This is a genomic window from Bacillus sp. RB3, from assembly GCF_030164735.1.
GTDB classification, from domain to species: Bacteria; Bacillota; Bacilli; order Bacillales; family Bacillaceae_G; genus Bacillus_A; species Bacillus_A cereus.
Genome location: NZ_JASNGE010000010.1, coordinates 33,683 through 49,459 on the forward strand (window position 1 = coordinate 33,683; position 15,777 = coordinate 49,459).

The window sequence follows — 15,777 nt, forward strand, 5'->3', positions numbered from 1 at the left end:
AAGCACCTGTCCTTTTTTAGGCTGGTGTTTTTCTCACTATAAACCGAGTTTTTATTGGAGGGGGATTAATTTGCTTCAAAAAAGTTTTAAGCAAGAGAAAACGGTACCGGCTTTAAAGATGATAGCATCAATGGTTATCTTTGGATCAGTTGGATTTTTTTCAGTTCAAACAAACTTACCTTCGTTTGAATTAGTGTTTGTAAGGTGTATTTTTGCGACAATATTTTTAAGTGTATGCTGGTTGCTTACAGGGCAATATAAACAAGATAAATGGGAACGAAAAGAAGTTATTCAAGTTTTAATATGTGGCTTTTTCTTAGTATTTAATTGGGTTTTCTTATTTAAAGCCTTTGAAAATATGTCAGTTACAATTGCTATCTCGGTTTATCATCTTGCACCAGTAATTGTACTGTTAATTGGAAGTATCGTCTTTAAAGAAAAATTAACATTAATATCTATCATTTCAATAATTGTGTGTTTTGCAGGAGCTTTATTAATTGCTGGTATCGATGGAAGTTTCTCTGTCGGTTCATTAATGTCTTCAGGTATGATATGGGGATTTCTTGCAGCTCTCTTTTATGCATTTACAACTTTATTTGGTAAAGGGATTAACAAAATGAGTGCGTATGCAATGACATTTTTACAAACATTCTTGGGGATATTTCTTTTAATACCATTTATAGATTTAGATGCTTTTAGTGGCCTCACTCAAAGTAATTGGACATATATTATAGCTACTGGTTTTATTCACACAGGGATAGTATATTATCTGTTTTTTGATAGTTTACGCTATTTATCTACAAAAACAATCTCAATATTAGTTTTTTTGGATCCGGCAGTGGCAATATTATTAGATACTGTACTTACTGGATTCCGTCCAACTTTAATGCAAATAACAGGAATTCTTTTTATTTTTATTGGTATGACTTTAACATTAAAAAAATCTAAAGATAAAAAACTGAGCCAAAAAGAAAAGCGAATTGAAAGCGATGCTAGTATATCTCAACAATAATGAAATATATTGTGTATAAAACGATAAACCTTACATGAATCATGTAAGGTTTATTTTAGTTCAATAATATAATTCATATTTACAATATATAATTTTCAAAACTGAGGTATGTTTTTCTTTAATATGCTTTTGATTCAAATGTTATTATTTGACTATAAATTTACAAAAATGTATATGAAATCTTATTTTTGATAATATATAAGTAATAAATTCATAGAATTGGAGTGATGAGATGCAGCCGTTAGAAAGAGAAATTCATTTTAATATGCTGAAAGTGTGGCGAATTCACGCTTTAATTGGGGCGGCAGTTATACTAACAGTCGTAATTGCGTATTTCTTTTTTATGATTAACTTTAACTGGTGGGGCTGGTTGTTTGGACTATTAGTAACAGGAGCTATTACATTTATTCCACTTGATTATTTTGTGTTTCCAAATTTGCGTCAGCGCTATTATAGTTACAGATTAAATGAAGAAGAGATTGAGATTCAAAAGGGAATGTTCGTTGTAAAACGCGTACTTATTCCGATGATCCGTGTGCAGCACGTAACGATTGAGCAAGGGCCGATCATGAGAAAGTATAATTTAGCAGAATTACACATTTCAACAGCCGCAACTTCTCATAGTATTCCAGGTTTAACGAAAGAAGAAGCAGAACAGCTAAAAAGACAAATTGGAGAACTTGCGAAAGTGAGTGATAAGGATGTATAAGAGGCAACATCCGATTACGATATTGTTAGGTATTAGAGTTGCGAGTTTGTTGCCACTTATTATTCTTGTTTTATTTAAACCTGATGAACAAGTGGAACCTTGGTATTTATTTTATCTTTTCCTTCTGGTTGTTTTATTCATCATGGCTATTTTTTCAGCAATTAAATGGTATTTTAAAGTGTACTGGATTGAGAATAATATTTTACATATAAAGCACGGTGTTTTTGTAAAGAAGGAAAGTTATTTAAATAAAGAACGTGTGCAAAATGTTAGTACGTCTTCTAACGTCATTTATCAGATGCTTGGGCTTATGAAGTTAAATATAGAAGTAGCGGGTGGTGGTAGTGAACCAGAAGTGATGTTGGCTGGTATTAAAGAAGACGAGGCAAAACATTTAATCTCTTTATTACATAAGAAAGAAACTACTGTAAAAGAAGAAATAGAAGAGGAAGAAAGCAAGACGGTTTATCAGTTAACAGCGAAAGAGGTTTTAGCAGCAGCGATTACATCTGGTCGGTTCGGACTAGTGTTTTCTGGACTGGTACTTCTTTACACAAAGTTTGATTTTGTTCTTCCTGAAGGATTCACAAGTAAAGTAGAAGCGTATGTGATGGGAAACGGTGTTTATAAACTAATTGTAATAGCATTAATTTTAATGGCAATTTCATGGATTATTTCCACGGCTGGATATGTGTTGAAATATGCAAACTTTAAAATTGAGCGAAAAGGGGAAGAAATTCGTATCGTTCAAGGGTTATTTGAAAAGAAAGAGTTTGTCTTAAAATTGCACCGAATTCAAGCGATTACTGTAAAAGAATGTATGCTTCGCCAGCCATTTGGTTATTGCGCTGTTGAAGTGGAAGCAATTCACAGTATTGGAGCAGCAAGTAATGAAGTGATGCTGCATCCTTTTATGAAGAAAAAAGATGTACAGCACCTGCTCACATATTTAGAGTTACCTTATGAAATTGAAGCGGAGATCGCTCACTTACCAAAAACAGCGTTGCGTCGTTATTTCATTATGGGCTGGTTAATAAGTATCATACTCACAGTTCTAATTGCTAGCGTAAGTATATATTTAAAACAATATATTGCATTGTTTGTTATTTTACCGTTATTTATCGTGTTTTCGTTACTTGCGTATGCTAGATATAAAAGTGGCGGTTATGAATTAAGAGAAAATCAACTAACGGTTGTATATCGTAATTTTTCGAAATATACAGGAATAATGCGAAGAAGACATGTTCAAGCAGTAGGTTATAATCAATCGTATTTTCAAAGAAAGGATGAATTATGTACAACTCTTGTAGCGGTAGCTGGGCGGGGTTATGAAGTAAAGCATATGAGAAAAAAAGATTCACTTCGTATATATAATTGGTACAAAGAAAAAGGAAACACCGGTGTGTAATGGTGTTTCCTTTTTGTGTCATGATTTGTCGATAAGTCGATATATTCGAAGAATCGCTGATATAATTCGAGTTGCGCTGATATATTCAGAAAAACGCTGATATAATTCGAGTTGCGCTGATATATTCGAAGAAACGCTGATATAATTCGAGTTGCGCCGATAAATTCAGAAAAACGCTGATATAATTCGAGTTGCGCCGATAAATTCGAAGAAACGCTGATATAATTCGAGTTGCGCCGATAAATTCGAAAAATCGCCGATATAATTTCACATACCGCGGTTTCCGAACTCCAAACTCAAAAAAATTAAACTAACACATCAAAAGTAGTCACAAAAGAAGGGCGAGAGAAAATACTCTTTTGCTGTTCCGCATGTGGATGCGCTTGAGCCTGAGGTGTTCCTTCTGCTTGCGTGGGACGTTTTTTATGAGCGTTTTCGAATGAACGTGATTCTGTCCAGTCTTTAAAGTTTTGCTCTGTTTCCCACATCGTTAAGATGACATATGTATCGTTACTTAATGGACGTAGAACACGGATCGCTTGGAATCCTGGTTCGTTTTCGATAAGGCCTGCGCGGTTTTTAAAGCGGTTTTCAAATACAGGGCGACCTTCGTCTGTTACAGAAATGTTGTTACAAACGATATAGCCAGGTTGTCCTTTAAATTCGCCGACAGCATCTAGTACGTCATACTGAAGTGAACCTTCTACAGATTCTTCTGTATTTTCTTTATAAAACATATTTTTTTCATCATTTTTTGCAGTGAAATGTGCTTGTTCTAGAGGTGTTTCGTATGAAATAATAGCCTTCATTTTAATGCCCCCTTACTAGTTTGTTTCTATTATATCAACTCTCTTAAAAAACTTCGAAGATTATATACATAAAGATACTTCTTTTTCAAATAATAAATGTACCATCATTTGGAAAGAAGGACGATGTATGAAGAAAGTAAAGTGGACTTTATTAGGCGGCGTCGCAACGTTCGTAGTAGCGATTGTACTCTATAAACTTATCGTGTTAGCTGGTGGCTATATGATGGATGAAAAGCAGCTCGTTTTCCACTCTTCATCACGTATCGTTGACCAGAAAGGGAAAGAAATTACGAAATTATACGTAGAAAATAGAGACCTCGTACCGATCGAGCAAATTCCGAAGTATGTGCAGCAGGCGTTTGTTGCGGTGGAAGATTCTCGTTTTTATGAGCATCAAGGGATTGATTATCCGTCTATATTCCGTGCTCTTTATAAAGATACGTTAGCTAGAGAGAAGGTAGAGGGCGGTAGTACCATTACGCAGCAACTCGCTAAAAACGTCTTTTTAACTCGTGAAAAAACATTTACGCGCAAATTGAAGGAAGTCGCAATTTCTCTTCAATTAGAGCAAAAATATACGAAGCAACAAATTCTTGAAATGTATATGAATCATATTTATTTTGGTCATGGGGCTTACGGTATTCAAGCGGCAGCAAAGTTGTATTTTAATAAAAATGTTGAGGATTTAACAGTAGAGGAAGGGGCAATGCTTGCAGGCCTTCCGAAGTCACCAAACGGATATTCACCGTACTATTCTGCAGAGAAGAGTAAGGAACGCCGCGGTCTAGTATTGTCACTTATGCATAAACAAGGCTATTTGACTGCAGAAGAAAGCGTTCGTTATCAAGGGAAGACAATTGCTCTATATAAAAATTTAGATGAGAATGAGCTTGCATATATGCCGTATATTGATATGGTCATAGATGAAGCCGCTCGTTTATACGGGTTGTCTCATCAAGAAGTACTTCGCGGAGGATATACGTTTGTCGTACCTATGGATGAAAAGATTCAAAAGGTAGCATATAACCAGTTTCAAGATGCAAGGAATTTTCCTGGGAAAGAAGAAGGGGCGCAAGGTGCTTTCTTATTAATGGATAATCGTACGGGAGGGATTAAAGCGGCGATTGGGGGAAGAAAGTACGTCCCGAGAGGATTTAATCGTGTTTTTGCCAAAAGGCAGCCCGGATCTGTTTTAAAACCACTTATCGTTTATGCACCAGCACTAGAAACGAAAAAGTATAATCCGTATTCTTTATTAACGAATGAAAGAAATTCTTTTGAAGGGTATGAACCTCGAAATTATAATCATGAGTATTCAAAAGAAATGACGATGTATGATGCGATTTTAGAGTCGGCAAACGTACCGGCAGTTTCTTTATTAAATGAGTTAGGGGTAGAAGAAGGAAAGCAATATTTAGAAAAAGGAAATGTCCATATTGCAGATGCTGGTTTAAGTACAGCGCTTGGGGGACTAAAAAATGGCGTTTCAACATTTGATCTTGTAAAAATGTATCGTTCATTTTTAGCAAATGGAAATATTATTGAGCCGCACGTTATTGATAAAGTATTAAATAGACACGGTGCAGTCATTGGGGAATCTCCAAAAGTAGAGACGAAAATCTTCTCGAAGCAGACAGCATGGTATATGACGAAAATGTTAGAAGGAGTTGTGAAGGAAGGAACAGCGAGAGCTGGTGTATATAACGGTGCGTTAGCTGGAAAAACGGGTACAACTTCATTGCCAAATGACGATAAGGGAGCAAGAGATATGTGGTTCGTCGGCTATACACCTAACTTAGTAGGCGCTGTTTGGATTGGTTATGACCGTACGGATAAGGAGCATCAGTTGCAAGGAGAAAGTGCATCTGCGACAAAATTGTTTAAGAAAATTTTAACGAAGGCTAATGTAGAACATAAAGAGAAGTTTATGAAGCCTGAAGGTGTGGAAACAATCGGCGCTCCGATTCGACTGCGCAAAATTGAAGATGTAAAAATGAAACTATCATTTAGCCCTTTCGGTTTATTTAAAGCAAAATTAAGTTGGACGCCACTTCCAGATAACAGAATTATGTACCGAATCTATAGAGTGGAGAACGGAATTCATACACATGTTAGCACTGTAAATGGTGCTGGGGAATATGAGGAAAAGTTCGTTAACATATTTTCAAAACCGAGCTTTTACGTTGTACCATATAATACACAAACGAATCGTGAAGGAGAAAAGTCAAAAGTAGCTAAACCATAGTTTTTCTCTGTGTTATAATAAGAATGTTGTGAAAATAGTAAGCGTTTTTAAGAATGTTTGTGTCAATTTAATGAACAACGTACATAATATTATGCATTTTGTTTTTACAAGCTGTATAGTAAAAAAAGATAAATATCGAACGTATTCGAAGCATTGGTAAGGAAGGGAGCAAGGGTCTTGGTAAGAACTATAAATGAGACATTTTTAAAAGCATGTAGGGGGGAACGTACCGATTATGTACCAGCATGGTATATGCGTCAAGCAGGTCGTTCACAGCCGGAATATAGAAAGATTAAAGAAAAGTATTCTTTATTTGAAATTACACATAATCCAGAGTTATGTGCTTACGTTACAAAATTGCCGGTTGATCAATATAACGTAGACGCAGCAATTCTTTATAAAGATATTATGTCACCACTACCTGCAATTGGTGTGGATGTAGAAATTAAATCAGGTATTGGCCCAGTTATTGATAATCCAATCCGTTCTTTACAAGACGTAGAAAAACTAGGGGAAATCAATCCAGAAGATGACGTACCGTACATACTAGATACAATTCGTTTATTAACGACAGAAATGTTAGACGTACCGTTAATCGGTTTTTCAGGAGCTCCATTTACATTAGCGAGCTATATGATTGAAGGCGGTCCATCTCGTAACTACCATAATACGAAAGCGTTCATGTATGCAGAGCCAAAAGCTTGGTTCGCTTTAATGGATAAACTAGCAGATATGGTTATTACATATTTAAAAGCGCAAATAAACGCAGGAGCAAAAGCAGTTCAAATTTTCGATTCTTGGGTTGGAACAGTAAATGTAGCAGATTATCGCGTATTTATTAAACCAGCAATGGAGCGTATTTTTACAGAAGTTCGTAAGATGGGTGTACCGATGATTATGCACGGCGTAGGAGCTGCACACTTAGTGAATGAGTGGCACGACTTACCGCTTGATGTAGTCGGCTTAGACTGGTGCTTACCGATTGAAGAAGCACGTGCACGTGGCGTTCATAAGGCGGTACAAGGTAATATGGACCCTTCATTCTTACTTGCACCATGGTCTGTTATTGAAGAACATGTAAAAGGTATTTTAGATCAAGGGATGAAACAGCCGGGTTATATCTTTAACTTAGGTCACGGTGTATTCCCAGAAGTAAATCCGGATACATTAAAACGTTTAACTACATTTATTCATGAATACTCTAAAGGGCAGTTAGCGAAGTAAAGGAGAATTGCTGTATGAAAAAGAAAATTGGTTTGCTTGTAATGGCATACGGAACGCCATATAAAGAAGAAGATATTGAACGTTACTATACACATATTCGTAGAGGAAGAAAGCCAAGTCCTGAAATGCTGGAAGATTTAACAGAGCGTTACCGTGCAATTGGTGGTATTTCTCCTTTAGCTACTATTACATTAGAGCAAGCTAAGAAGTTAGAACAGCGTTTAAATGAAGTACAAGATGAAGTAGAGTACCATATGTATCTTGGTTTAAAACATATTGAACCGTTTATTGAAGATGCGGTGAAAGATATGCATAACGACGGAATACAAGATGCAATCGCACTTGTTCTTGCACCTCACTATTCTACGTTTAGCGTGAAATCATACGTTGGACGAGCACAAGAAGAAGCTGAGAAACTTGGAAACTTAACAATTCACGGCATTGATAGCTGGTATAAAGAGCCGAAATTCATCCAGTACTGGGTTGATGCAGTGAAAGGTATATATAACGGTATGTCAGATGCAGAGCGTGAAAAAGCAGTATTAATCGTATCTGCACATAGCTTACCAGAGAAAATTATTGCAATGGGCGATCCATATCCAGATCAATTAAATGAAACAGCGGATTATATCGCGCGCGGAGCTGAAGTAGCAAACTATGCAGTAGGCTGGCAAAGTGCAGGAAACACACCAGATCCTTGGATTGGTCCAGATGTACAAGATTTAACGAGAGAACTAAATGAAAAGCACGGTTATACTTCATTCGTATATGCACCAGTTGGATTTGTTGCGGAACATTTAGAAGTTTTATATGACAACGACTTTGAGTGTAAAGTTGTAACGGATGAAATTGGTGCGAAATATTATCGTCCAGAAATGCCAAATGCATCGGACGCATTTATTGATTGTTTAACAGATGTTGTATTAAAGAAAAAAGAATCTGTACTGTAAGAAGAAAGGGGGAGCCTGCTTGAGGAAAAAAGTTGTGATCGTCGGCGGAGGCATCACTGGATTAACAGCAATGTATAACTTACAAAAAAATATTCATGAAAAAAACTTGCCGATTGATACATTACTTATAGAAGCATCGGGTAAACTTGGCGGAAAAATTCAAACCGTTCGAAAAGATGGATTTACAATTGAGCGCGGACCGGATTCTTTCTTAGCACGAAAAGAAAGTGCAGCTAGATTAGTGAAAGAATTAGGTCTTGGCGATGAACTTGTAAATAATCAAGCCGGTCAATCATTTATCCTCGTAAACAATCGGTTACATAAAATGCCGAATGGATCAATGATGGGAATTCCAACGCAAATTACGCCGTTTCTATTTTCCGGGCTGTTCTCCCCAATTGGTAAACTAAGAGCTGGTTTTGATCTATTAATGCCGAGGTCAAAGCCAGTATCTGACCAATCACTCGGACAATTTTTCAGACATCGTCTTGGAAACGAAGTGGTTGAAAACTTAATAGAACCGTTACTATCGGGTATTTATGCAGGGGATATTGATGAAATGAGCTTAATGTCAACATTCCCGCAAATGTATCAGATTGAGCAGAAACATCGCAGTATTTCACTCGGTATGCGTACGCTCGCTCCGAAAGAAGAGAAAGCTGAACCGAAAAAGGGAATGTTCCAAACAGTGAAAACAGGTTTAGAATTTATCGTAAAATCTCTCGAAGCAAAGATGCATGAAGGTACGATAATAAAGGGAACTCGCATTGAAAAAGTTGCAAAACAGGGTGATGGTTATACAATTACTCTTAGTAACGGAAAAGAAATAGAAGCGGACGCCATCGTAGTGGCAACTTCGCATAAAGTATTGCCGTCCATGTTTGCTCAGTACAAGCAGTTTCGTTTCTTCCGTAATATTCCATCCACATCCGTTGCGAATGTGGCACTTGCTTTCCAAAAGTCTGCAATCCAGCGCGATATTAATGGTACAGGATTTGTCGTATCACGAAATAGCGATTACACCATTACAGCATGTACGTGGACGCATAAAAAATGGCCGCATACAACGCCAGAAGGAAAAACACTCCTTCGTTGCTACGTTGGACGTGCTGGTGATGAAGCGGTTGTAGAACAAACTGAAGAAGAACTCGTTCAGCTCGTACTAGAAGATTTAAAGAAGACGATGGATATTACAGAGGATCCAGAGTTTACAATCGTAAGTCGCTGGAAAGAAGCGATGCCTCAATATACAGTAGGCCATAACGAGCGAATGAAACAGCTCACAACATTTATGGAGAAAGAGTTGCCAGGTATATACTTGGCAGGTAGCTCCTATGCTGGCGCTGGACTTCCAGACTGTATTAATCAAGGTGAGGAAGCTGCAAAGCGTGTATTATCTCATTTGGAGAAAGTAATAGATGCTGAATTAATCGCACAATAAATTATAAGAAACGCCTTCAATCATATTGAAGGCGTTTCGTTTATTATATAAAATACTTATTCGCCAATAAACATATATAAGTTATTTGGCTTTATAACAGCATCTCCTGCATAAATAACCCACTCTGTTAAGTTATCAAAATCTAAATGATAACTATTTCCTTCACTCATATCTTCTATGAAATATGGTTCATTAATGAGTATTCCTTGAATGAAATCTTCCGTAATGTTTTGCATTTCAAACCACATATGTTCACTTTTTCCTTCTTCGTAGGAGACACCAAACTTAGCAAGGAAACGAAAATCTTCATTTGATTGTTCAATGTGAAAAATGTTGCTGAAATACCCGAAAGTATTTTTCGCATTGTAAGCCATACGATCGGTTTCACTATTTGTTTTATAGAACATGAGCCCTGTAGCTTCCTCGTGTTCTTTGAAAAAACTTTCAATATATTCTTCTGAAGTATTAAATTTGAATAAGAGAACGGATGGAGATTGATGGTATTCATCTCGGGCATCCATTCCGCCTAAGAATGTATTTTGTGCATCTATTGGTTGTAGTTTCACTTCCTCATCTTCGATTGAAGATAATTGGTCCATACTCGTTTTATGCCCTATATAAGATAATCCTTTTTCCCACGGAACAGCGACTGTATGTATAGAACCTTGCTGACTATGCGCGATAACGATAGGCTCATTCATAGGGACTTGTCCATTCTCAACGGCATTATTAGCAAATGTTTGAAAGAGATCGCTAATGCCGTAGTAGGAAGAAATGCGATTTGGAATAATTAACTCTATTTCAGTTACGCCTGCTCTTAAAAGACCATGTGTATGAAACCAATATTGCGTAGGCTCACCGTCTTTATCGTCTTCATAAACGGAATGAATAACGTATAAGTCAGGAATGTCAGGTAATAATTCATTTTCAACGTGATATTCAATATAGCTTCTAGATATCACTTTCATTGCTGCACTTGAATCGATTACAAATAACAAATCTGGGGAGAGATTCCATAAGAACTGTAACTGCTGGAAAAAGCAGTCCAGTACATCGCCTACAAATAGGGTACGAGTGAAAATTTCAGTGCCGAAAGCTGCATCTTCAAAATTACGATCTACGATTGTAGCATCTTGTCTATTGTACATTTTATATCCTTCTGGATCGTTCGGTTCATCAATATGCAGTTCATACGGTATGACTGTTTCACCCATATGTAATTCAACAATAAGGCTTGTCTCATCACTATAAACAATTTTTAAATCATCAACTTTAGTAGCGATCGTTTCTAGTCGCTGTTTTAACTGCTCAATTGTAATTCTAGTTGGTATAACGGCAATCATATCTGAAAAATGACGTTCTAATGTTCCATTCATAGCTGCGCGGTATGTTTCTGTTTGCACTTCCATCCAATCACTCCTATTCAAATGAATCCATTTTACATGCCAATTAAATGTCGATATTTTCTGTTTTCTCTCTCTAACATTATAGAGTGTATTTGTAGAAGGTGTAAAATTATTATTTTGTATTATAGTTTGAAAGCTTGTAAATTAAATAAATCTTTTGTAAAATTTGTCGAAATATAGTTCTATATAACGAATCATTTGTTATGATAGAAATGCTGAGAAAATATGAAATAGAGAGAGGAAAATGGCTGTGAAGAAATTGTTAAGTGTCTTTTTATCATTCTTGCTATTGCTTTCATTTACTGGAACTTTAGCGCAAGCAGAAGAAACTGCTTCTATGTCAGTAGAAAAAGCAATTCAAGTATTTAAGCAGCAAGGGAAAACGAAGGGGGTAGTAGAAGGATATATTGTTGGATATACGCAAAGTTCTTCTAAATATACGAAGGATCCAGCTAAGTTTGATGATACAAACGTAGCAATTGCAGATTCGCCAAACGAAACGAATCCAGACAAAATCATGCCCGTTCAGTTACCGAAAGGTGATGTGAGAACGGCAGTGAATGTAAAAGATCACCCTGAAAATATCGGGAAGAAAGTTAGTTTGACTGGGACCCTTGAATTATATTTTAGTAACCCAGGTCTAAAATCAGTAACAGCTTATAAGTTTCAAGGTGAAGGACAAAACCGTGTTAGCGATGTAGTAGCTTCACCGAACGGTGGAGAAGTTGCTAAAGGAACAGCGGTAACATTAACGACGAATACAGAAGGCGCAACAATCTACTATACGTTAGATGGCTCTAATCCTACTAATAAAAGCGTTCGTTATAATGGACAAATTATAGTGAATGAAAATAGTGTAGTGAAAGCAATCGCAGAAAAAGAAGGACTTACTCCTTCAGCAATTTCGACATTTTCATTTATTATCGTAAATAATGAACAGGTTCGTATTCATGACATTCAAGGGAAATCACATATGTCTCCTTACAACGGGAAGAAAGTAAACAATGTGGAAGGCGTTGTCACAGCGCTTGATAAAAACGGCTTTTATATAGAAGATAATCAGCCAGATGATGATCCAGCTACTTCAGAAGGTATGTACGTATATAAAAAAGATGCGAATGTAGCAGTAGGAGATCTTATTCAAGTTGATGGAGTAGTAGAAGAATATGTTGGACCAGGATATGCAGAACGATTTGAAACAGACTTAACGACGACTGAAATTAAAGCGAGCCGCGTTGCTGTAATCGCAAAAGATCAATCTTTGCCAGCACCGATTGTACTTGGGGAAAACGGTGTGAAAATCCCGGACCAGATTATTGATAATGATGCATTTGGTTTATTTGATCCAAATGAAGATGCAATCGACTTCTATGAAAGTATAGAAGGTATGCGTGTTACGATGCCAACACCAAAAATTATTACACCTCAGAAAAATGGAAATTTATATGTAACAGTAAAAAATGGTGGAGATAAAATAGTAACACAATATGGCACACCTCTATTAGATGAAAATCAATTAAACCCAGAGCGCCTTTCTGTAAAAGTACCTCGCGATTATGTAGCAAAAGTAGGAGATACTTTCACTGGAGATATAACAGGGGTAGTAGGATATGATTACGGTTCTTTCCGTATTTCGCCAATAACAGAACTGCCAGCTGTAGTGGATGGCGGATTTAAGCAAGTAGGCGCAAATATTCAGCCACGTCTTGATAAGTTAACGGTTGCTACATATAACATTGAAAACTTCTCGGCGAATAAAAAAGAAACAACAGATGAAAAAGTAAAAGCGTTAGCGTATTCTATTAAATACAATTTAAAAATGCCAGATATTATCGGTGTAGAGGAAATGCAAGATAATAACGGATCAATTAATGACGGTACAACAGATGCGTCATTAAGCGCAAAACGTATCATTGATGCAGTTCTAGAAATTCGTGGACCGAAGTATGAGTATGTAGAAATCGCTCCAAACAATAATCAAGATGGAGGAGCACCAGGAGCGAATATTCGCGTCGGCTTCTTCTATAATCCATCACGCGTGAAATTAGCGACGGTACCGAAGTTACTTGATAAGAATGTTGTTCGTATTGGAGACGAAAATTCATTGTTTGAAAGTACACGTAAACCGCTAGCGGCAGAATTTACGTTCCAAGGACAAAACATTGTTGTCGTTGCAAATCACTTAAACTCAAAACTAGGAGATGCAACGCCATTTGGAAAAGTGCAGCCGCTCGTATTAAAGAGTGAAGACAAACGAATTCAGTTAGCACAAGAAGTAAATTATTTCGTGCAAGGAATTCAGAAAAAGAATACAAATGCACCAGTTGTTGTGTTAGGTGATATGAACGATTTCGAATTCTCTAAACCACTAAAAACACTAGAGGGAACAATCTTAAAAGATATGTTAAACACAGTGCCGAAAGAGAATCGTTACACATACATTCACGAAGGAAATGCACAAGTGTTAGATCATATTTTAGTAACAAACAATATCGCACCACACACAATTGTAGACCCAGTACACTTAAACTCAAACATTATGAAAGAACACGGACGTGTAAGTGACCACGACCCAGTACTTGCTCAAATTGATTTGAAGAAGGCTTCTTAAAGTGGGGAACGCTTAGGTGACTAAGCGTTCTTTTTTTGCATCGTTATAGAATAGTATAAAGAGATGATTCCTTTTTTTGTAATCTAATGATAAAATTGATTGAATATTTAGTTTTTAATAAGGGGGACAACAATGCAGTTACAAATAAATGGAAAGGTAATGAATCAGTTTGCAATTTTTTTTAGTACGATCATCATGCTTCAGTTTGTAGCTGATATAACAGGACTTACAAGCAATCTAGATATTACGTATAACTTAATACATACAGCAGCTTCTTATATAACATTTAGTTTGGCGGTTATTTTCACTTTAATAGGTGCAAGAAGAGAATTAAGTAAATATGCAATTGTTTCATTATGTTTAGTTGTAGGTATTAAAGCGATTTACTTTGTAGCGGTCGTTATTTTATGGGGGATGGCAGGTACGCCATAAGTGAATAGTAAATAAACCCTAATTTCCAATATAGTAAGGAAATTAGGGTTTTATTATACTTGAAACGCTTTTCTACACCGCTCTCTTTTTTGCAGTCTTCTTTTATATTTTTTTCTATCCCGCTTTACTCCTTGTATATACATAAGTAAGCTAACGAAAAGGAAGAAAGCACATTGCGTCATTAAAATATATGGTGACATGCCTTGCAATGGTTGTTTCGGATCATATAAATGAAAAGGTGCTCCGCCTATTGAAGGAAGTATTGTATTTAGCAGGACGTAAGGAATGGAGGCGGCTGCAAATGGAAAGAGAATTGCCATATAGTCTTTTTGTGACCATACAGATGCAGCAAGTCCTAAAAGGGCCATTAAACCTGCAAATAAAAAATTAATTCCGATATATACAGCAATGTAAGTGAGAGGCGCATCAAAATATAGGTTTGCGAACATTCCATCAGCATTTATGATGCCTGAACCAACCGTAGGTGTTCCGTCTGGAATGGTTAATTTGCAAAATAATAACGATAAGATGAATGGAAGTGTATAAAGAAATCCTCCGCAAAAAAACGTAACGATATATTTCGCTACTGAATAAGGAAATATAGAAATCCCCTTACTCACAAACGGTTTAAAACCATCGGACTTATCCGAATTGTAACTTGTACTAAAGGGGAAACTCGCAATAACTGGCATTAATAATAAATAAACATCCATTTCATTGTCGCGAAATCCAATCCATTTTAAATCTGTTGATATAGGACCATTTGCTGCGTTTCCTAAATAACGAATTACATAATAATAGTGATAAATGCAAATAAGAACGAATCCACTAAGCATCATAATTAAAGAAATACGACTACAAAAAGCTTGCTTTATATTTAAACGAAGTGCACGCATCATGACTGAAAAAGCCTCCACTGTTTTGATAAACTTGTCTATTTTCTATATTACTATTAATTGTAAAGATTTTCTTGTTTTTTTATTTGATTATTTGAAAAAGAGAAATTTTGTTGTTGTGAAGTAAGGTTTAGCTGAAATTAATTTTTCTAAAATATGGTTGACAATTAAGTATTACATTTGTAATCTTGATTATAGATTACAAATGTAATACTTAGGAGTGAAACATACGATGACAAATCAATTACCTAAAATATCTGAAGCGGAATTAGAAATTATGAAAGTACTTTGGTCGAATTCTCCGCAAACAGCTAATGAAATTATAGAAGAACTGGAAGATGCAATGGACTGGAAACCGAAAACAATCCGCACATTAATTAATCGATTAGTGCAAAAGGAAGCCGTTGCTTACCATCAAGATAAAGGGCGTATGTACGCTTATTACCCGTTAGTATCACAAGATAATTATTTGCAAGTGGAAACGAAATCTTTACTAAAACGTTTTTGCGGTGCAGCGTTTAAGCCATTACTTGTTAATTTCTTAAAAGAGGAGAAATTATCTTCAGAAGATATTAATGAATTAAAACGCATTTTAGATGAGAAGACAGAGGAGAATAAGAGGAAGGATCGATAA

General features: G+C 36.2%; 13 protein-coding genes. 10 read left to right on the plus strand and 3 right to left on the minus strand.

What is annotated here, in order from left to right; all coding sequences use genetic code 11:
- Positions 1-70 precede the first annotated feature (70 nt).
- The 3 genes from QO049_RS14695 to QO049_RS14705 all read left to right on the plus strand — a co-directional run bounded on the left by QO049_RS14695 (position 71) and on the right by QO049_RS14705 (position 3,129).
- Positions 71-1,012: a DMT family transporter gene (locus tag QO049_RS14695; protein ID WP_088349102.1), complete on the plus strand. Its 942-nt coding sequence runs from the start codon at positions 71-73 to the stop codon at positions 1,010-1,012.
- Positions 1,013-1,244: 232 nt separating this feature from the next.
- Positions 1,245-1,721: a PH domain-containing protein gene (locus QO049_RS14700; protein ID WP_001182698.1), complete on the plus strand. Its 477-nt coding sequence runs from the start codon at positions 1,245-1,247 to the stop codon at positions 1,719-1,721.
- Positions 1,714-3,129 (plus strand): PH domain-containing protein, encoded by a 1,416-nt coding sequence (locus tag QO049_RS14705; RefSeq protein ID WP_000278150.1) that lies wholly within the window; start codon positions 1,714-1,716, stop codon positions 3,127-3,129. Before QO049_RS14700 ends, QO049_RS14705 begins: the two co-directional genes overlap by 8 nt.
- Positions 3,130-3,434: 305 nt before the next feature.
- Here the strand turns inward: QO049_RS14705 and hmoB are convergent, their stop codons facing one another.
- Positions 3,435-3,938: a heme-degrading monooxygenase HmoB gene (hmoB, locus tag QO049_RS14710; RefSeq protein WP_000644065.1), complete on the minus strand. Its 504-nt coding sequence runs from the start codon at positions 3,936-3,938 to the stop codon at positions 3,435-3,437.
- 127 nt (positions 3,939-4,065) lie between these two features.
- Here hmoB and QO049_RS14715 point away from each other — a divergent pair, with 127 nt between their 5' ends.
- The 4 genes from QO049_RS14715 to hemY all read left to right on the plus strand — a co-directional run bounded on the left by QO049_RS14715 (position 4,066) and on the right by hemY (position 9,798).
- On the plus strand, positions 4,066-6,183 hold the full coding sequence (locus QO049_RS14715) for a transglycosylase domain-containing protein (protein ID WP_246962268.1): 2,118 nt from the start codon (positions 4,066-4,068) through the stop codon (positions 6,181-6,183).
- A gap of 177 nt (positions 6,184-6,360) precedes the next feature.
- The gene (gene hemE / locus QO049_RS14720) at positions 6,361-7,407 is read left to right on the plus strand and encodes a uroporphyrinogen decarboxylase (protein WP_284489315.1); all 1,047 of its coding nucleotides are present in this window, start codon (positions 6,361-6,363) and stop codon (positions 7,405-7,407) included.
- Between the two features lie 14 nt (positions 7,408-7,421).
- Positions 7,422-8,357 (plus strand): ferrochelatase, encoded by a 936-nt coding sequence (gene hemH, locus QO049_RS14725; RefSeq protein WP_000726800.1) that lies wholly within the window; start codon positions 7,422-7,424, stop codon positions 8,355-8,357.
- 19 nt (positions 8,358-8,376) lie between these two features.
- Positions 8,377-9,798: a protoporphyrinogen oxidase gene (gene hemY, locus QO049_RS14730; protein WP_246962276.1), complete on the plus strand. Its 1,422-nt coding sequence runs from the start codon at positions 8,377-8,379 to the stop codon at positions 9,796-9,798.
- Positions 9,799-9,854: 56 nt separating this feature from the next.
- Here the strand turns inward: hemY and QO049_RS14735 are convergent, their stop codons facing one another.
- Positions 9,855-11,207, minus strand: a complete 1,353-nt coding sequence (locus QO049_RS14735; RefSeq protein ID WP_097796474.1) for a DUF4026 domain-containing protein — start codon at positions 11,205-11,207, stop codon at positions 9,855-9,857.
- Positions 11,208-11,448: 241 nt separating this feature from the next.
- On the opposite strand from QO049_RS14735, the gene QO049_RS14740 reads away from it, so the two are divergent.
- Together QO049_RS14740 and QO049_RS14745 are read left to right on the plus strand one after the other, a co-directional pair.
- Entirely contained in the window at positions 11,449-13,815 is a 2,367-nt protein-coding gene (locus QO049_RS14740; protein WP_284489316.1) for a DUF6359 domain-containing protein, read from the plus strand.
- A gap of 132 nt (positions 13,816-13,947) precedes the next feature.
- Complete coding sequence (locus QO049_RS14745; protein WP_246962280.1) at positions 13,948-14,247, plus strand: hypothetical protein; 300 nt, start codon at positions 13,948-13,950, stop codon at positions 14,245-14,247.
- 53 nt (positions 14,248-14,300) lie between these two features.
- Here QO049_RS14745 and QO049_RS14750 read toward each other — a convergent pair whose 3' ends face one another.
- Complete coding sequence (locus tag QO049_RS14750; protein ID WP_000984174.1) at positions 14,301-15,146, minus strand: hypothetical protein; 846 nt, start codon at positions 15,144-15,146, stop codon at positions 14,301-14,303.
- A 229-nt stretch (positions 15,147-15,375) separates the two neighbouring features.
- Between QO049_RS14750 and QO049_RS14755 the strand changes: the two genes are divergently transcribed.
- A complete protein-coding gene (locus tag QO049_RS14755) occupies positions 15,376-15,777 on the plus strand; it encodes a BlaI/MecI/CopY family transcriptional regulator (RefSeq protein WP_048568194.1) in 402 nt (133 codons plus the stop codon).